Origin of the sequence: Microbacterium lacus (assembly GCF_002812805.1) — a bacterium.
Taxonomy (GTDB): domain Bacteria; phylum Actinomycetota; class Actinomycetes; order Actinomycetales; family Microbacteriaceae; genus Microbacterium; species Microbacterium lacus_A.
Window position 1 is genome coordinate 142010 of the sequence record NZ_NMUM01000023.1, and the last position, 17196, is coordinate 159205.

13 protein-coding genes and 1 tRNA gene are annotated in these 17196 nt (G+C 68.4%); 11 read left to right on the forward strand and 3 right to left on the reverse strand.

Annotated features, from left to right (window positions below; all coding sequences use genetic code 11):
* Positions 1–28: 28 nt before the first annotated feature.
* From CGU34_RS08490 to CGU34_RS08520, 7 genes are all read left to right on the forward strand, one after another.
* Positions 29–1636 carry an MFS transporter gene (locus CGU34_RS08490; RefSeq protein WP_100813952.1) on the forward strand — a complete coding sequence of 536 codons (1608 nt, stop codon included), beginning with the start codon at positions 29–31 and terminating at the stop codon, positions 1634–1636.
* Positions 1599–2645: a 3-isopropylmalate dehydrogenase gene (locus CGU34_RS08495; protein ID WP_100813844.1), complete on the forward strand. Its 1047-nt coding sequence runs from the start codon at positions 1599–1601 to the stop codon at positions 2643–2645. The genes CGU34_RS08490 and CGU34_RS08495 overlap by 38 nt, the downstream gene beginning before the upstream one ends.
* Positions 2646–2731: 86 nt before the next feature.
* Positions 2732–3853 carry a branched-chain amino acid aminotransferase gene (locus CGU34_RS08500; protein ID WP_051512817.1) on the forward strand — a complete coding sequence of 374 codons (1122 nt, stop codon included), beginning with the start codon at positions 2732–2734 and terminating at the stop codon, positions 3851–3853.
* Positions 3854–4177: 324 nt separating this feature from the next.
* Positions 4178–4942 carry a fumarylacetoacetate hydrolase family protein gene (locus CGU34_RS08505; protein ID WP_036294138.1) on the forward strand — a complete coding sequence of 255 codons (765 nt, stop codon included), beginning with the start codon at positions 4178–4180 and terminating at the stop codon, positions 4940–4942.
* Positions 4943–4948: 6 nt separating this feature from the next.
* A complete protein-coding gene (locus CGU34_RS08510; RefSeq protein ID WP_036294135.1) occupies positions 4949–6196 on the forward strand; it encodes an MFS transporter in 1248 nt (415 codons plus the stop codon).
* Positions 6197–6378: 182 nt separating this feature from the next.
* Positions 6379–7902, forward strand: coding sequence for a glutamate--tRNA ligase (gltX, locus tag CGU34_RS08515; RefSeq protein ID WP_100813845.1), 1524 nt, complete (start codon positions 6379–6381; stop codon positions 7900–7902).
* A 66-nt stretch (positions 7903–7968) separates the two neighbouring features.
* Positions 7969–8040 (forward strand) — tRNA-Gln (locus CGU34_RS08520).
* A 218-nt stretch (positions 8041–8258) separates the two neighbouring features.
* Here CGU34_RS08520 and CGU34_RS08525 read toward each other — a convergent pair.
* Positions 8259–8837, reverse strand: a complete 579-nt coding sequence (locus tag CGU34_RS08525; RefSeq protein ID WP_100813846.1) for a TetR/AcrR family transcriptional regulator — start codon at positions 8835–8837, stop codon at positions 8259–8261.
* Positions 8838–8945: 108 nt separating this feature from the next.
* Between CGU34_RS08525 and CGU34_RS08530 the strand changes: the two genes are divergently transcribed.
* Together CGU34_RS08530 and CGU34_RS17530 are read left to right on the forward strand one after the other, a co-directional pair.
* Entirely contained in the window at positions 8946–11462 is a 2517-nt protein-coding gene (locus tag CGU34_RS08530) for an MMPL family transporter (RefSeq protein WP_100813847.1), read from the forward strand.
* A 248-nt stretch (positions 11463–11710) separates the two neighbouring features.
* The gene (locus tag CGU34_RS17530) at positions 11711–11839 is read left to right on the forward strand and encodes a hypothetical protein (RefSeq protein WP_269800297.1); all 129 of its coding nucleotides are present in this window, start codon (positions 11711–11713) and stop codon (positions 11837–11839) included.
* 35 nt (positions 11840–11874) lie between these two features.
* On the opposite strand, the gene CGU34_RS08535 is transcribed toward CGU34_RS17530, so the two are convergent.
* Positions 11875–13479 carry an ABC-F family ATP-binding cassette domain-containing protein gene (locus CGU34_RS08535; protein ID WP_100813848.1) on the reverse strand — a complete coding sequence of 535 codons (1605 nt, stop codon included), beginning with the start codon at positions 13477–13479 and terminating at the stop codon, positions 11875–11877.
* A 271-nt stretch (positions 13480–13750) separates the two neighbouring features.
* Between CGU34_RS08535 and CGU34_RS16960 the strand changes: the two genes are divergently transcribed.
* Positions 13751–13906 carry a hypothetical protein gene (locus CGU34_RS16960; RefSeq protein ID WP_157811262.1) on the forward strand — a complete coding sequence of 52 codons (156 nt, stop codon included), beginning with the start codon at positions 13751–13753 and terminating at the stop codon, positions 13904–13906.
* Between the two features lie 170 nt (positions 13907–14076).
* On the opposite strand, the gene CGU34_RS08540 is transcribed toward CGU34_RS16960, so the two are convergent.
* Positions 14077–16143, reverse strand: a complete 2067-nt coding sequence (locus CGU34_RS08540) for a DUF262 domain-containing protein (RefSeq protein ID WP_100813849.1) — start codon at positions 16141–16143, stop codon at positions 14077–14079.
* A 191-nt stretch (positions 16144–16334) separates the two neighbouring features.
* Between CGU34_RS08540 and CGU34_RS08545 the strand changes: the two genes are divergently transcribed.
* Entirely contained in the window at positions 16335–17108 is a 774-nt protein-coding gene (locus CGU34_RS08545) for a hypothetical protein (protein WP_100813850.1), read from the forward strand.
* The last annotated feature ends 88 nt before the right edge of the window (positions 17109–17196 follow it).

The window sequence follows — 17196 nt, forward strand, 5'->3', positions numbered from 1 at the left end:
GCTGGACGGTTTACTAATGGAACGGATCATGGCTACACAGACTTACTCGGCGAAGCGGACGTCGACGGCACCCCACGCAACGAGCGAAAAGGCGGGACCCCGCGCGTGGGCCGCGCTTGCCGTGCTCATGCTGCCGGTGCTGCTCGTATCGGTCGACAACACGGTGCTGAGCTTCGCGCTGCCGCAGATCGCGCTCGACCTCGAGCCGACGAGCGCGCAGCAGCTGTGGATCGTGGATGCCTACCCGCTCGTTCTGGCCGGCCTGCTCGTCACGATGGGGTCGCTCGGCGATCGCTTCGGGCGCCGACGGCTGCTTTTGATCGGTGCGACCGGTTTCGGTGTGCTCTCGATCGCCGCCGCGTTTGCACCCTCGGCCGAACTGCTCATCGCCGCGCGCGCGGGCATCGGATTCTTCGGTGCCATGCTCATGCCGGCGACCCTGTCGCTGCTGCGCACGATCTTCCGCGACCGTGAACAGCGTCGCCTCGCGATCGCGGTTTGGGCGGCCGGCTTCAGCGCCGGAATGGCCCTGGGCCCGATCGTCGGCGGATTCCTGCTCGAGCACTTCGCGTGGGGTTCGGTGTTCCTCCTCGCCGTGCCCGTGCTGCTGCCGCTGCTCGTGCTCGCGCCGATTCTCGTGCCCGAGAGCCGCGACCCGCACCCGGGCCGTATCGACATCCTGAGCATCGTCCTGTCGCTCGGCGCCATGGTGCCGTTCGTCGCCGCGATCAAGTCGCTCGCCGTCGAAGGTTTCGCGGGACCCGCGCTGCCGTTGGCGGGTGTCGGGTTGGTGCTCGCGGTGCTGTTCGTCCGCCGGCAGCTGCGCCTCGAGACGCCCCTGCTCGACATGTCGCTGTTCCGGCGCGGCGCGTTCAGCGGAGCCATCCTCGTCAACCTGCTGAGCGTCATCGGCCTGGTCGGCTTCCTCTACTTCGTCGCGCAGCACCTGCAGCTGGTCCTGGGCCTCAGCCCGATGAACGCGGGTATCGCCCTGCTTCCGGGCCTGGCGGTCATGGTGACGGCCGGCCTCGGCGTCGTGCCGCTCGCCCGCCGTCTCGCCCCGCGTGTTCTCGTTCCCGCGGCCCTCGGCCTCTCGGTGCTCGGCTACCTGATCGTCGCTCTCACCGCGGGCGACGGCTCGCTCGCGATGCTCACCGTGGCGTTCATGTCGCTCGGTGCGGGTATCGGCATGGCCGAGACGGTCTCGAACGAGCTCATCCTCTGGAACGCGCCCCCGGCCAAGGCGGGTGCGGCATCCGCCGTGTCCGAGACGGCCTACGAGCTCGGCGCGGTGCTCGGCACGGTGATCATGGGAGGCATCCTGACCGCGTACTACCGCGCGAACCTGCTGCTGCCCCCGGGCCTTACGCAGGACGCCGCGGATGCCTCGCGCGAGACGCTCGCGGGCGCCATGGCCTCGGCCGAGGGACTGCCCGAGCCGATCGCCGACGGCCTGCGCACCGCGGCCGCGCACGCGTTCGACGGCGGCGTCGTCATCACCTCGCTCATCGGCGCGCTCCTGATCGTGATCGCCGCGGTGATCGCGGCCACTACCCTGGGAGGGTCCCGACCCACCGCACCCCAGGAGCATTTGAGCAATGACGCGCGTCGTGAAGCTGGCACTCATACCCGGTGACGGGATCGGACCCGAGGTCGTCGGCGAGGCCGAGAAGGTCCTCGACGCGGCCGTCGCGGGAACGGACGTCTCGTTCGAGAAGACGCATTTCTCGCTGGGCGCCGCGCGGTTCCTCGAGACCGGCGACACCCTGACCGACGACGACCTGGGCAGCATCGCGGCGCACGACGCGATCCTGTTGGGCGCCGTCGGGGGAGTGCCCGGCGACCCGCGCCTGAAGAACGCCAACATCGAGCGCGGGTTGTTGCTCAAGCTCCGGTTCGAGCTCGACCACTACGTCAACCTGCGTCCGTCGAAGTTCTACCCGAGCGTTCCCGGACCGCTGGCGGATGCCGGTGGGATCGACTTCGTCGTCGTGCGCGAGGGTACCGAGGGGCCCTACGTCGGCAACGGTGGGTCGCTGCGCACCGGAACGCCGCACGAGGTCGCGACCGAGGTGTCCGTCAACACCGCGTTCGGCATCGAGCGGGTGGTTCGGTACGCGTTCGATCTGGCCGAGAAGCGGTCGAAGAAGGTCACCTGGGTGCACAAGACGAATGTGCTCGTCTACGCCGGGTCGATCTGGCAGCGGGTCGTCGCGGCGGTTGCGGCGGAGCATCCGGATGTCGCCGTAGACTACCTGCACGTCGACGCGGCAACGATCTTCCTGGTCACGAACCCGTCCCGCTTCGATGTGATCGTCACCGACAACCTCTTCGGCGACATTTTGACCGACCTGGCCGGTGCGATCACCGGCGGCATCGGTCTCGCCGCATCCGGGAACATCAACCCCGAGGGTGCGCTCCCGTCGATGTTCGAGCCCGTCCACGGATCGGCGCCCGACATCGCGGGGCAGCAGAAGGCCGATCCGACGGCGGCGATCCTGTCGGTGGCCCTGCTGCTCGAACACCTCGGCCTGGCCGAGGCGGCCGATCGCGTGACCCGCGCGGTCGAGGCCGACATCGCGGACCGCGACGGCGGACCCCGCACCACAAGCGCCATCGGCGACGCGATCGCGGCTCGCCTGTAGCCTGAGAGCTTCGGGATACCCGGCCAGCTCTCGCGATTTTCTCTCGGTGATCACGCGCCGACCCATCTTCGATCGGCAGGACTGACATGACCCTTATCGACAACCCCGGCACGGGCGCCGACCGCGACGCCGGACTCGCGCCCCTGCAGTTCTTGGTTCAGCGGAACCTCCAGGCCAAGAACGACGCCCAGCGCGCGCAGATTCTCGAGAACCCCGGCTTCGGTACGCACTTCACCGACCACATGGTCGACGTGTGCTGGTCGGTCGGCGGAGGCTGGCACCGCCCGCGCGTCCAGCCCTACGGCCCGATCAGCCTCGACCCGGCAGCCGCCGTGTTGCACTACGGGCAAGAGATCTTCGAGGGCATCAAGGCATACCGGCACGCGGATGGCTCGATCCACACGTTCCGACCCGACCAGAACGGTCGGCGGCTGCAGCGGTCGGCGCGCCGCCTCGCTCTGCCCGAGCTGCCTGTCTCGTACTTCATCCAGTCGCTGCAGGAGCTGATCAAGGTCGACGGTGCGTGGGTTCCGGATGCCGCAGACCAGAGCCTGTATCTCCGGCCCTTCATGTTCGCGAAAGAGGCGTTCCTCGGCGTTCGCCCCGCCAACAAGGTCAACTACTACGTCATCGCCTCGCCGGCGGGCGCGTACTTCTCGGGCGGCGTGAAGCCGGTCACGATCTGGCTGTCGGAGGACTACGCGCGCGCGGGCAAGGGCGGTACGGGCGCGGCCAAGACCGGTGGCAACTACGCCGCGAGCCTGCTGCCGCAGGCCGAGGCGTACGAGAACGGCTGCGACCAGGTCGTGTTCCTCGACCAAGACGGCAACGTCGAAGAGCTCGGCGGCATGAACGTCGTCTTCGTCTACAAGGACGGCACGGTCGTGACGCCCATGTCGGACTCGATCCTCGAGGGCATCACGCGCGACTCGATCCTGCAGCTCGCCGAAGACCGGGGCCACAAGGTTCAGGGGCGGGCGGTCTCACTCGCCGAATGGCGTGAGGGCGTGGCATCCGGCGACATCGTCGAGGTCTTCGCGTGCGGCACGGCCGCGGTGGTCACCCCGATCGGAGGGCTCAAGGGTCGCACCTTCTTCGACGAGCAGCCGACCGGATCGCTCGCGCTGTCACTGCGCGAAGAGCTGACCGACATCCAGTACGGCCGCCGCGAGGACAAGCACGGCTGGATGCTGCGCCTCGACGCCTGAGCCTGCGGTCGGGTTCGTTCGAATTCAGGAGAACGTGCGGAGACAGGACGATTCGTCGTGGATTTTCCTGTTCTCGCGCGTTTTCCTGTCTGGGCGCGTTCAGGGGACCGTCACTGAGCGTGCCGATCGTTGAGCTTGTCGAAACGACCTGTGCGTGGCGGTCGTTGAGCTTGTCGAAACGACCTGTGCGTGGCGGTCGTTGAGCTTGTCGAAACGACCTGCGTGTGCCGGTCGTTCAGCTTGTCGGAACGACTTGCGTGTGGCTGCTCCCTTCGACAGGCTCAGGGAGCGCGGGGATGCGTCGGGCGTGGCTAGGCTGATCGGGTGAAGATCGTACGGTTCAGCCACGAAGAGTCCATCCGCTACGGCATCGTAGACGGGACCGATCTGGTCGTGCTCGAGGGCGACCCCATGTTCGCCGGCTTCGGCACGACGGGGGAGCGCGTACCGCTCGGCGAGGTGTCGTTGCTGGCGCCCGTGATCCCGCGCTCGAAGGTCGTGTGTGTCGGCAAGAACTACCACGACCACGCGGCCGAGATGGGCGGCGAGGCTCCGGCCGAACCCCTGCTTTTCCTGAAGCCCAACACCGCCGTGGTCGGACCGGGCGACGCCATCGTGCGCCCGCCGCAGTCGACCCGAACGGACTTCGAGGGTGAACTCGCCGTCGTGATCGGGCGTATCGCGAAGAATGTGCCCGCGGCATCCGCTCTCGACTACGTCTTCGGGTACACGCTCGGCAACGACGTGACCGCCCGCGACCTCCAGAAGAGCGACGGGCAGTGGACACGCGCCAAGGGTTTCGACACGTTCTGCCCGCTCGGCCCCGCGATCGAGACGGACTTCGACGCGGCCGCCGCCACGCTGCAGACGCGCGTGAACGGCGAGATCAAGCAGTCGGCGCCCCTGACCGACATGATCCACTCGGTGCCGGACATCATCGCCTACGCCTCTGCCGTGTTCACTCTGCTTCCGGGTGACGTCATCCTCACGGGCACGCCCGCCGGCATCGGCCCGGTCGTCGCGGGTGATGTCGTCGAGGTCGAGATCTCGGGGCTCGGCGTGCTGCGCAACCCCGTGCGCGACGCGTAGGTCGACATGACAGCCGCGGCCGCGCTTCCCACCGATATCGGGGCGGTTCAGCGCCGCACCGTGCTGGTGCTGGCGTCGGGACAGGTGCTCGGCGGCCTCGCCCTCGGCGCGACGATCTCGCTCGGGGCGCTACTCGCTGCGGACATCTCGGGCGATGACTCGCTCTCGGGTCTCGCGACCGCGTCGCTGACGCTCGGGTCCGCCGCCCTCGCCGTGCCCATGGCGGCTCTCGCGCGGCGTCGCGGCCGTCGCATCTCGCTGTCGGCGGGCATGCTCATCGCGCTGGCAGGCGTTGCGGTCGTCATCACCGCGGCGGGACTTCGGATGTTTCCGCTGCTGCTGGTCGGATTCGTGCTGGTGGGTTCGGGAACCGCGGCGAACCTCCAGTCGCGGTTCGCGGCCGCCGACCTCGCCACGGACGCCACGCGTGGCCGCGACCTGTCGCTCGTGGTGTGGGCGACGACGATCGGTGCGGTGCTCGGGCCGAACCTCGTCGGGCCCGGAGAGTCGATCGGGGCAGCGCTCGGCATGCCCCCGCTGACCGGGCCCTACGTCTTCACGATCGGGGCACAGCTGCTCGCGATCGCGCTGTATCTGCTGGCCCTCCGGCCGGACCCGCTCCTCCTCGCCGCACGGCTCCGGGATGCCCTGACCGGCGATGCGCGCACCCGGGCCGTGATGCATCCGGATCGTCCTGTGCTGGCGCGCTTCGCGATCTTCGCGGTTGCGGCGAGTCACGGCGTGATGGTCGCGGTCATGGCGATGACTCCCGTGCACCTGCTGCACCACGGCGCGACGCTGACGGTGATCGGTCTGACGATCAGCCTGCACATTGCGGGGATGTATGCGTTGAGCCCGGTATTCGGCATCCTCGCCGACAGGCTCGGACGCCTGCCGACGATCGCGATCGGGCAGGCGCTGCTCTTGGCATCGCTGCTCACGGCGTGGCTCTGGTCCGAGGTTTCCGTCGCGGTAACAGTGTCGCTGATCCTGCTCGGCCTCGGCTGGAGTGCCTCGACCGTCTCCGGCTCGGCGCTGCTGACCGAGGCGACCGCCGAGCCCCTGCGCACGCGCCGGCAGGGCCGGAGCGACCTGGCGATGAACCTCGTCGGGGCTGCGGGCGCCGTCGGTGCGGGTGTCGTGCTCGGCTGGATCGGCTACAGCGGGCTCGCACTCGTCGCCATCGTCGCGGTCGCGGCCGTCGTGGTCGGGCTTGTTCTGGTGTGGCGGGAGCCGCGGCGCCACCCGGCCTGAGGCATCCGCGCGTTCGTAATTCAGTCTTTTGGGTCGTCTGGCTCGAGATTTTCCGCGGAAATTTGGGCGACGGGCCTTGAGCGCAGCGCGCAGAGACTGAATACCGAACACAAGACGGCGCCGAGTCGGAGGCGCTTGACCGGGAGGGGCTACGGCCGCCCCCCGAGTAGGCTGGGGTCGCCATGTCTGACGCCACCGCTTCCGCCCTGTATCCCACCACGACCGCTACGGGAGCAGACGTGCGCGTGCGCTTCTGCCCCTCACCGACGGGCCTGCCGCACGTCGGTCTGGTCCGCACCGCGCTGTTCAACTGGGGCTACGCGCGCCACCACGGCGGCAAGATGATCTTCCGCATCGAAGACACGGATGCCGCGCGCGACAGCGAAGAGAGCTACGCACAGCTGCTCGACGCGCTGCGGTGGCTGAAGATCGACTGGGACGAGGGCGTCGAGGTCGGGGGACCGCACGCGCCCTACCGTCAGTCGCAGCGGCACGAGCTCTACCGCGAGGTGCTCGACAAGCTGATCGCTGCGGGCGCCGTGTACGAAAGTTTCTCGAACGCCGAAGAGATCGACGCGCGGAATGAGGCCAACGGCCGCGCCAAGCAACTCGGGTACGACAACTACGACCGGAACCTCACGGACGAGCAGAAGGCCGCGTTCCGTGCCGAGGGTCGCGAGCCCGCCTGGCGCCTGCGCGTGCCCGACGCGGACGTCACCTACGAGGACCTGATCCGCGGCGAGGTCACCTTCCCGGCAGGGTCGTTCCCGGACTTCGTGATCGTCCGGGCCGGAGGCATCCCGCTCTACACGTTCGTCAACCCGGTCGACGATGCGCTGATGGGCATCACGCACGTGCTGCGCGGCGAAGACCTGATGCCCTCGACGGCGCGTCAGCTCTCGCTCTACCGTGCGCTGATCGATGCCGGCGTGACGACGTTCATCCCGCGCTTCGGGCACATGCCGCTCGTGCTGGGCGACGGCAACAAGAAGCTCTCCAAGCGCGACCCCCGCGCCGACCTGTTCCTGCAGCGCGAGAAGGGGTTCATCCCCGAGGGACTTCTGAACTACCTGGCGCTCCTCGGTTGGTCGATCGCCCACGATCGCGACATCTTCTCGCTCGACGAGTTCGTGGCCGCGTTCGACATCGTGAACGTCAACCCGAACCCGGCCCGGTTCGATCAGAAGAAGGCCGAGTCGATCAACGGCGACCACATCCGGATGCTCGAGCCCGCCGATTTCGCGGAGCGCATCCTGCCCTACCTGGCGTCGGCGGGACTCATCTCGACGCCACCCACGGCCCGCGAGCAGGAGCTGATCGAGGCATCCGCTCCTCTCGTGCAGGAGCGGATCCCGCTGCTCGGCGACGTGCCCGGGATGCTCGGGTTCCTGTTCGTCGACGAGGTCGCGTACGACGACGATGCGCTCGCGGGTCTGCCCGAGAACGCGAACGAGGTGCTGGTCGCGTCGGTCGGGGCTCTGGAGCTCGTGCCGGAATCGGAGTTCCGGGCCGCCGCCATCCAGGAGGCACTGAATTCCGCTCTCGTCGAGGGACTCGGCCTCAAGCCGCGCGTCGCCTTCGGCCCGCCCCGTGTGGCTCTGACGGGGCGTCGCGTGTCGCCGCCGCTGTTCGAATCGATGGAGATGCTCGGCAAGGCCGAGTCGATCCGCCGCCTCGGCGGGCTCGTAGAGCACCGCACGAGCTAGGGCGGTTTGGAAGGGCCCTCGCGGTCGTCTAGACTGGATCGTCGGCACGGTTTCGATCGTGACCGGTGGGGTATGGTGTAATTGGCAACACGGCGGTTTCTGGTTCCGTTGTTCTTGGTTCGAGTCCAGGTACCCCAGCAAGCAAGGCCCTCGATTTTCGGGGGTCTTTTTTGTTTCGTGGGTGTCGCACGCCGACTGTGCTGGCTGCCTCCGTCATGTGGGGCAGCGCCGGTGCTCTGGGGCAGGATCCTCCGTGCCCCAGAGTGCGGAAGCTGCCCCACTTAGCGGCAGACAGGTGGAAGAGGACGGATATCTCGCCTGGCCGAGCGCGCGTCAGCGCACCGCCCGAGCGGACCTCAGAGCTCCGGGCCGAGCACGGCGTCCAGCAGACGCTCCGCATCGCTGGTCGCGCTCGGCTCGCGGCTCAGCGCCCGCAGCAGCACGGCTCCGATGAGGGCCTCGGCGAGTTGCTCGACGGGTGCGCCCTCGGGCAGGTTGGGCACGGTTCCGATCGCGCGCGACAACCGGCCCGACACGGACTCCGAGCCCGACAGGCTGTCGCGCAGCCGGCGCCCGATCTCGGCGTGCTCCGCGGCCGCCGCGATCAACGAGCGCAGGATCGTCTCGCCCTGGGCAGATTCGAGGAGCGCGAAGACCTCGCCGAGCCAGACGGTGAGATCGCGGCGGATGTCGCCGGTATCGGGCAGCAGCAGTCGCCCGTCGAGCAGCTTGCCCTCGAGGAGACACTCCGCGACGACCGCGCCCTTCGAGGGCCACCAGCGGTAGATCGTCTGCTTGCCGACGCCGGCGCGGGCGGCGATGCCCTCCATGGTCAGGTGGTCGTAGCCGCGCTCGGCCAGGAGCCCGGCCGCGGCGTCGAGGATCGCGAGGCGCGCGGCTTCGCTCCGGACGGGGCCGCTCCGGGGAAGCGTCATGATCGGTCCTCAGGTTAGACGAGACGGTCCGTGTTATCTTATCGGTGCCGATCGATGCGGAGCGGGCCCCATCGATGGGGCACGCCTCCGCGAATCTGAGGGAGAGTCGTGGCCGAACTGTTGCACCGTCTGGGATCGTTTGCCGCTCGACGGGCCTGGACCGTCATCGTCAGCTGGTTCGTGATCCTCGGCATCGCCGTCGGCGGCTTCCTCGTCGGGTTCGCGGGCCTGAGTTCGAGCTTCGACATCCCCGGAACGGCGTCGGGCGACGTCATCGCCGAGCTCGAGGAGCAGCTGCCCGACTTCAGCGGCGCCTCGGGCATCGTGGTGTTCCACACCGAGGACGACGGCGCATTCACCGACGAGCAGCGCGCCGACATCGCGGAGCTCGCGGAATTGGGCCGCGACCTCCCCGACGTGTCGGACGTGATCGATCCCTTCGCGACCGATCAGCAGCTCGCCGACCAGCGCCAGCAGGTGGAGGACGGCCGGACCCAGCTCACGGATGCGCGAGAGCAGGCGGAGGCGGGTCAGGAACAGCTCGAAGCCGGTCAGACGCAGCTCGACGCGGGACAGACGCAGCTCGATGCCGCGCGGGCTCAACTCGAGGCCGCGGGATTGCCGACGACCGCGCTCGATGCTCAGCAGGCCGAACTGGACGCGCAGCAGAGCATCATCGATGACCAGCGTCAGGAGCTGACGGACGGCCTGGCCACGATCGATGAGAACGAGGCCGAGCTCGAACGCGGTGCCGAACTGCTCTCGTTCGCCGACGGCATCCGCGTCGTTTCGGAAGACGGAGCCACCGCGATTGTCAACGTGCAGTTCTCCGAGCCGCGGCTCGAACTCGCACAGGAGTCGAAGGATGCCGTGATCGAGCACTTCGCGTCCGAGCCGATCGAGGGTGTCGAGGTGGCCTTCTCGACCGACATCTCGCAGGGTGTGCCCGAGATCCTGGGTGTGGGCGAAGTCGTCGGCGTCGCCGTTGCCGCGATCGTCCTGGTCGTGGTGCTCGGATCGCTCCTCGCCGCCGCATTCCCGATCGTGACCGCGCTGGTCGGCGTGGCGATCGGTGCCATGGCAACGCTGGCATTCTCAGGCGTCGTGCAGATGGCATCCGTGACCCCGATCCTCGGCGTGATGCTCGGGCTTGCGGTGGGCATCGACTACTCGCTCTTCATCATCTATCGACACAGGCGGCAGCTGCTCGAGGGCGCAGACGTCCACGAGTCGATCGGACTGGCCAACGGCACCGCCGGCAACGCCGTCGTGTTCGCGGGGGCGACCGTCATCGTCGCGCTGCTGGCGCTCAACATCACGGGTGTTCCTTTCCTCGGTGTCATGGGAACCGCGGGCGCCGTGAGCGTCGCGGTGGCCGTGCTCATCGCGGTGTCGCTGACCCCTGCGCTGTTGGGGCTCGCGAAGTACCGGATCCTGAGCAAGCGGGCTGTGGAGCGTGCGCGCGCGGCGAATCCGGATGCTGTGGCCGAACGATCCCGGTCCGTCCGGCCCATGTCGACGCTGCGTGCCGTGCTCACCGTCGTCGTCGCGACCATCGCGCTGCTCGTCGTTGCGATTCCGGCGCTGTCGATGCGTCTCGGCCTGCCCGACGGTGGGTCGGAGGCGGCGGACTCGTCGGCCTACCGCGCCTTCACGCTCACCGACGAAGCTTTCGGGGCCGGTGCCAACGGTCCGTTGCTGGTCACGGCATCCCTCCCGGCCGGGCTCGACGATGCCGGGGCCCTCGATGCGCAGTTGCTCGTGGCCCGCGAACTCGCCGCGCAGGAGGACGTCGTTTCGGTCGCGCCCGTCGCGCTGTCGGACGACAACCGCCTCACCGCCTTCCAGGTCATTCCCGCCGAGGGGCCGAGCAGCGTCTCGACCGAGACGCTCGTGCGTGAGTTGCGCGACCTCCCCACGATCGACGGCGACATCACTCTCGGTGTCGCCGGGCAGGCCGCGATCAACATCGACATCTCGGAGGGCCTGGCGGATGTCCTTCCGCTCTACCTGCTCGTGGTGGTCGGCCTGTCGTTCCTGATCATGATGATGGTGTTTCGCTCGCTCCTCGTGCCGCTGATCGCGACCGCTGGATTCGTGCTGTCCCTCTTCGCCACGTATGGCGCCGTGACCGCGGTCTTCCAATGGGGATGGCTCGGCGAGCTTCTCGGGGTTCATAACCCGGGACCCATCCTGAGCTTCCTCCCCGTGATCCTCGTCGGCATCCTGTTCGGCCTCGCGATGGACTATCAGCTCTTCCTCGCATCCGGCATGCGCGAGGCCTGGGCGCACGGGGCCCCCGCGCGGCTCGCGGTGGCACAGGGGTTCCGCGCCGGGCGGACGGTCGTGACGGCGGCGGCCCTCATCATGGTCGCGGTGTTCTCGGGCTTCATCACCTCGGAGTCGGTCATCATCAAATCGATGGGCCTGGGGCTTGCCCTCGGCGTGCTGTTCGACGCGTTCATCGTGCGGATGCTGCTGATGCCCGCGCTCATGCACCTGCTCGGTCAGTCGGCCTGGTGGTTGCCGCGCTGGCTCGATCGCATCGTGCCGAACGTCGATGTGGAGGGCTCGGCCCTCGAGCGCAGGCATCCGGTGCATCACGCGGCTGACGCCGGTCACTGAGCCCTCGGCCGCTGGGCCCACCCGGCCGCTGAGCCCGGTCGGTCGCGACCTGTTGTGCCAACGCGAGCGGACGCAACACGCCGTGTGTCGTCGAATGGTGCGGCGTGTTGCGTCCGTTCGCGGGGACGCGCGGGCGTCGAGCCCGTCGACCACCGCTAACGGGCGCGGCTGAGGACCCGACGGATTCGTATGACGTGAATCGTGGCGGTGGGAGGCGGTCGCTCATTAGAGTGTGCATTCTCGGGGTCATGCGCCCTGAGGCATTCGTGATCACCGCCCGCCGGGAACGCCTGGGGCTCTTCGGCCTGACGGAGCGGATCATCTACCTCGGCTTTCTCGCGTGGTTCGTCCTGCTGGGAGTGCTCGCGCTTTCTTGAAGACGGCCGCGTCGGACCGACCGCGTTCCATCTACCTAGGGCATGCGGGTTAGCACGCCCTCGCGGTCCACCCGCAGCTCGCTCGTGAGGTCGAGCCCGTCCAAGAACGCCCGGTCGTGGCTGACGACGATCAGCGCGCCGCGATAGGAACCGAGCGCCTCGATCAACTGACCGACGCTCGGGATGTCGAGGTTATTGGTCGGCTCGTCGAGCACGAGTAGCTGAGCCGGGGGACTGGCGAGCAACACCGTCGCCAGCGCGGCACGGAATCGTTCGCCGCCCGACAGCGACCCCGCCGGCCGGTCGACGCTCGATCCGCGCAGCAAGAGCCGGGCGAGCTTGTTGCGGAGTTCACCCGGGGTCGCACCCGGTGCGGCACGCCCGACGTTCTGCAGCACGGAGGCCGCGTCATCCAGCCCATCGAGGCGCTGGGAGAGATATCCGATCTGCTCGACCATCGCCTCGGCGCGCGGATGGTTGGGCTGGGGCGCCGGAGCATCGCCGATGAGCTGACGGAGCAGCGTGGTCTTGCCGACTCCGTTCGCACCCGTCAGAGCGATGCGCTCGGGCCCCTGCACGAGCACCTCACGCCCGTCACTCCCAACCAGGCGGGCGATACGCCGCGTCCGCGGCACGCCGGGGTCGGGTAGTTGGATCGAGATGCGGTCGTCCTCGCGTACCCGCGAGCCCGCCGCATCGACCGCCTCGCGCGCGCTCTGAATCTTGTCGTCGAGGATGCCGCGCCGGTTGCCCTGCGCCTTCTCGGCGGAGTTGCGGCGGTCGTTCACGACTGCCTTAACATACTTGCGGTTCGAGGCATCCTTCCGGCCCTGCCGCTCGCTGTGCGCGATCTTCTCCTCGGCTTGCACGCGCTGCCGCTTCTCGGTCTTGAGGGTCTGCTCGGCCGCTCGGAGGGCGCGCTCGGCCGCCTCCTGCTCGGCCTCGACGTGCTCCCGATAGGCGCTGTAGGGGCCCCCGTAGACCGAGAGGGACCCGGCGCGCAGTTCGGCCGTGCTGTCCATGAGCTCGAGCAGGGCTGTGTCGTGGCTCACGACGATGAGGGTGCCGCGCCATCCGCTGACCAGCTCGTACGCGCGCTCGCGCGCTTCGCCGTCGAGATTGTTGGTCGGCTCGTCGAGCAGGGCGATGTCGGCGCGGCGCAGTGAGACGTCGACGAGCGCAGTCAGCATCGTCTCTCCGCCCGACAGTGTGTTGGCGGCACGGTCGAGGTCTTCGACGTTGATCCCCGCGGCAGCGAGTGCCGCGATCGATCGTGCCTCGACATCCCAATCGTCGCCGACCAGATCGAACAGGTGCTGCTCGATCGTGCCGCCCTCGATCGCGCGGATAGCATCGCGGATGTCTCGCACACCCAGCAGGTCGGCGACGGTGTTGTGTGGTCTGAGTGTCAGGTTCTGCGGCAGATAGTCGACGACGCCGTTGGCCGTGACGCTACCGCCCGTCGGCGAGAGGTCTCCCGCGATGATGCGCAGGAGCGTGGACTTGCCGACGCCGTTCAGGCCGACGAGGCCCGTCCGGCCGCGGTCGAAGGCGCCCGAGACGTGATCGATGGCGGGGGAGCCATCCGGCCAGGCGAAGGTGAGGTCGTGAAGCACGACGGAAGGACGAAAAGCGGGCATGCGGATCTCCGGGTTGTGTCAGGGGTGCTGACACGAGAGACGCAAGGGTGCGCGAGTCGGTCAGCGATGTACGCCGGAACCGATACCCGCCATGACCCGTCCTTCGATTCGCTCCTTCTCACACACGGCCGGAGTGCCGCAGGAGCGCGGAAGCCAGTATGCCACACACGTCGCGGTCCGGACGCGGGCAACGGATGCCGCAGGTCCCACCCGCGATACCGTCGCCGTCAAGCCCCTCGCGTGAGGGCACGGTCAGAGCGAAGGTGAACACATGAACACTCAGGATGACAAGTTCGACGGACCCGCCGGCAAGCCGAGCCAGGCCGAGGGCGCTGATCCCGACCGGCCCGAAGGGTCGCAAGCATCGGAGCCGCTGCCGGCCGAGGGGCACCCCTCTCCCGCAGACGGCGGCGAACTCGACGAATAAGGTCGGGGTTCCGGCACGCGCCGACGCGCGAACGGACGCAACACGCCGTGCCGCTCCGCGCGAGACGGCGTGTTGCGTCCGTTCGAGGTGAGGGGAAACCGGATGTGCGGCGTTGCGTCGAGGTGAGGGGAAACCGGATGTGCGGCGTTGCGGTCGGGAGTGGACCCCGGCTACATCGCGGCGCCGGTGTAGGAGTACTTCACGAAGACCTCCGACGCGATGCCGACTTCGTCGAGCACGCCCTGTACGGCGGTCAGCATGTACCTCGAGTCCCACCCCATGTACAAAAACGTCGACTCGTCGAGCGCATCCCACTGCCCGTTCCACGCCTGCTCGGGATAGAGCGGGCCACCGCGTCGGGCGCTGAAGGCAACGACGTGCTCGCGACCGTCGGCCCAGAGGCGCTTGAAGATGCGGTTGAAGAGGTACTTGATGTCGTAGACCTCCCAGTGCTCGCCGCGGTACTCGACGTACTCGAACTCGCGCTCCCACCCGCGCGGCCAGCCGCGGCGGCGCACCGCGTCGAGGATCGGCGTGAGCCCGTCATCGTCGATAGCGATCACCTGCGGTCGCGCCCAGATGTCGACGAACGCCTCGGTCAGCGCCGCGGTGCGGGCGGTGATCGCGGCGGTACCCCACGCGGGTGTGTCCGCGATCGCCGTCGTGAGCGCCAGACGGCTCTTCGGATAGAGCGCGTCGCGCTTTTCGGGGAAGGATGCGTCGAACCCGCGCTCGGCGAGGCCCGTCTCGATCAGCGTCAGGTTGCCGAGGGTCGGGGCGAGGGCGCGGTGGCTGTTCTGCTCGTCCTCGGTGTAGTCGGCCCAGGCGCGTTCGCCATCGCCCGTCCAGGTATCGGCGGGGGCGAGAGGGAAGACGTGCTCGATCTCCAGCCCGTCGCCGTCGAGCCCACCCGCGCTCTCGACACCCGCCAGTCGCCCAAGGACGTAGGCGGCGTGGGGGAGAGCGCCGTACTTGAGCTCGACGCGGACGCGCTCGTTGGACGGCATGATCCGCGCGATCGCCCGGACCAAGGCATCCGGTCCGTCCTCTCGAGCGCGGCAGAGGCGGGCGACCAGCCGATCGTTCGACAGGCCCGAGATCGTGCGGCGCAGAAGGAGCGACTGGATGTTCTCGAGCGTCGCGATCAGTTCGGCGCGGTCGGTCACGCCGAGCGCGTAGTCGCGGTACGCGCGCATGACGAGCGGATACATGCCGCGCCCGAAGGTGTTGACATATCCCAGCTGGCGGCCGATTTCGGCATCCGGTTCCTGCGACGGATCGAGCAGGATGCGGTAGATGTCGGAGTAGTCGCGCCACTCTGCGGCATCCGTCCGGAGAGTGTCGAGGTCCATGCGGGGGAAGCGTTGACGGAAGGCGTCGTACACGCTCCGCTCGCCCGCGACGGCGACCTCGCGGCCCGTCGTCATGACGAGCAAGTGGCGCCAGAAGCTCGCGATCGCCTCACCCGTGTTGCGCTCGATCGGGACCCAGTAGGCATCCTCGATCTCGCTCTGTTGGGCGTGCGAGAGGCCCATGAGCACGTAGTTGTGGATCAGCTCGTGGTCGCGCAGCGGCTCGCCCGTGGAGTTCAGGCTCTCGAAGATCTGCTGCGCGTTCGCGCCCGACCCGAGCGTGATGGCGACGTGCTCGAGCTTTTGGAGTCCGCGCCAGATGCGGGGAACCTCGTCGCGGCGGACCTGGCTGCGGAAGAACGCGTAGTTGTCGTCGAATCGCGACTCGCGGTAGGCGTCCTCGGTCTCGGGATGCTCGGTTCCGCCAGGGTCGAGAACGACGCTCTCGAACACGCGGGCCCACGCGCTGTTCGGACGCAGCTTGGTGCGGGTGGGCTGGGTGCGGTCGGGATCGTCGGCGCGCACGAGCACGCGCTCGAGCTCGGCCGCGAGGGCGGGGTCGTCGTCCTTGACGGTGTGGTGCAGGGCCGCGACGAGCAGCATGAGCGTCGTGATGCGCTGCTGTCCGTCGATCAGCACGAGCTCGCCCGCGGTGCCGGAGGCATCCGGATCCGCGGCTGCGGTCGAGAGGATGGAGCCGATGAAGTGCATGCTGCGGTCGTCGAGGTCGGCGACGGCACGGATGTCGCCGAGCAGCTGCTCGCACCCGCCGATGTCCCAGCGGTACTGGCGCTGGTAGACGGGGACGACGATCGTGGTGTCGGGCGCCGACAGCCAGGCGACCGTGTTGACCGCGACCGCGTCGACGTTGGTGGCACTGCCCATGTCTTGCTTCGCCCCCTGATGCCTCGGAACCGCGGGGGCGAACCACCCGCGCGGTCCAGTCTAGGCATCCGTTCCACCCGCTCCGTTATTCACGGCCGGGCCTCCGGGGCGCGTTCAGGGGCCGGAGGTAGGCTTGCCTAAGTTGGGCCTGTTAAAACGTGCTGGCCCTCTGACGAAAGGCATGTCACCTTATGGGTTACATCAAATCCGCAGCGCTCGAAGAGACCGGCTATGTGGTGCTCGACTCCTACAACCAGGAGCTCGACCCCAAAGAATGGCTCGACATCGAGTACAACGACTGGAAGTCCTCGGGCGACACGCGCTTTGCGCCCCTGGCCAGCGCCTTCGGCGACATCGAGTGCAACGGCTTCTGGAACCACAAGCCGCCGCGCACCGACAAGGACGGCGTCTGGATCGACTCGCAGACCGAGAAGGCGCCCAACCTCACGCGTCGCGCCATGGAGCCGGGTGCGAACGTCGGCCGCTGCCGCGTGATCGAGCTGCAGCCGAACACCTACGCCGACTGCCTCTACAACCTGCACCAGGACGACAACAACCGTCTGAACCCGGATGGCACGGGCTGGGTCGTCCGCGGATTCTTCAACCTCACCGACGACAAGACGAGCTACTTCGTGCTGCGCGACAACCGCACCGACCCCGAGGGTGAGGTGCGCATCGCCCTGCCTGCCGGCGCTCAGCTGATCGTCGACACGCAGCGTCTGTGGCACGCCGCCACCCACCCGGGCACTGAGCCGCGCTACTGCCTGATCACCTCGTGGACGTCGGGCCCCGAGCTCGACGCCTACATCGAGAAGTACAACGGCAAGCCGCACGTGCCGAACTTCGAGGTTCCGCAGGACGAGCTCGACGCAGGTCAAGCCGAGCAGACTCGCCGCCTCGCGGCGCGCGCCGCGTTCTACGCCGCGAAGGGTCAGGCCGAGAAGGTCGCGATGAGCGAGGCCTGAGCCCCGCGCATCCGTTCTGCCGCGCCGAAACACCCCTCGCGCGACGAAACACCCCTCGGCATCGGGTTTCTCGATGCACGAGGGGTGT

Bases quoted from the DNA above. Each gene is read 5' to 3' on its own strand.
- CGU34_RS08495 (WP_100813844.1), top strand. From the start codon at position 1,599: ATGACGCGCGTCGTGAAGCTGGCACTCATACCCGGTGACGGGATCGGA.
- CGU34_RS16960 (WP_157811262.1), top strand. From the start codon at position 13,751: ATGAACACTCAGGATGACAAGTTCGACGGACCCGCCGGCAAGCCGAGC.
- gltX (WP_100813845.1), top strand. From the start codon at position 6,379: ATGTCTGACGCCACCGCTTCCGCCCTGTATCCCACCACGACCGCTACG.
- CGU34_RS08540 (WP_100813849.1), bottom strand. From the start codon at position 16,143: ATGGGCAGTGCCACCAACGTCGACGCGGTCGCGGTCAACACGGTCGCC.
- CGU34_RS08535 (WP_100813848.1), bottom strand. From the start codon at position 13,479: ATGCCCGCTTTTCGTCCTTCCGTCGTGCTTCACGACCTCACCTTCGCC.
- CGU34_RS08545 (WP_100813850.1), top strand. From the start codon at position 16,335: ATGGGTTACATCAAATCCGCAGCGCTCGAAGAGACCGGCTATGTGGTG.
- CGU34_RS08490 (WP_100813952.1), top strand. From the start codon at position 29: ATGGCTACACAGACTTACTCGGCGAAGCGGACGTCGACGGCACCCCAC.
- CGU34_RS08510 (WP_036294135.1), top strand. From the start codon at position 4,949: ATGACAGCCGCGGCCGCGCTTCCCACCGATATCGGGGCGGTTCAGCGC.
- CGU34_RS08500 (WP_051512817.1), top strand. From the start codon at position 2,732: ATGACCCTTATCGACAACCCCGGCACGGGCGCCGACCGCGACGCCGGA.
- CGU34_RS17530 (WP_269800297.1), top strand. From the start codon at position 11,711: ATGCGCCCTGAGGCATTCGTGATCACCGCCCGCCGGGAACGCCTGGGG.
- CGU34_RS08525 (WP_100813846.1), bottom strand. From the start codon at position 8,837: ATGACGCTTCCCCGGAGCGGCCCCGTCCGGAGCGAAGCCGCGCGCCTC.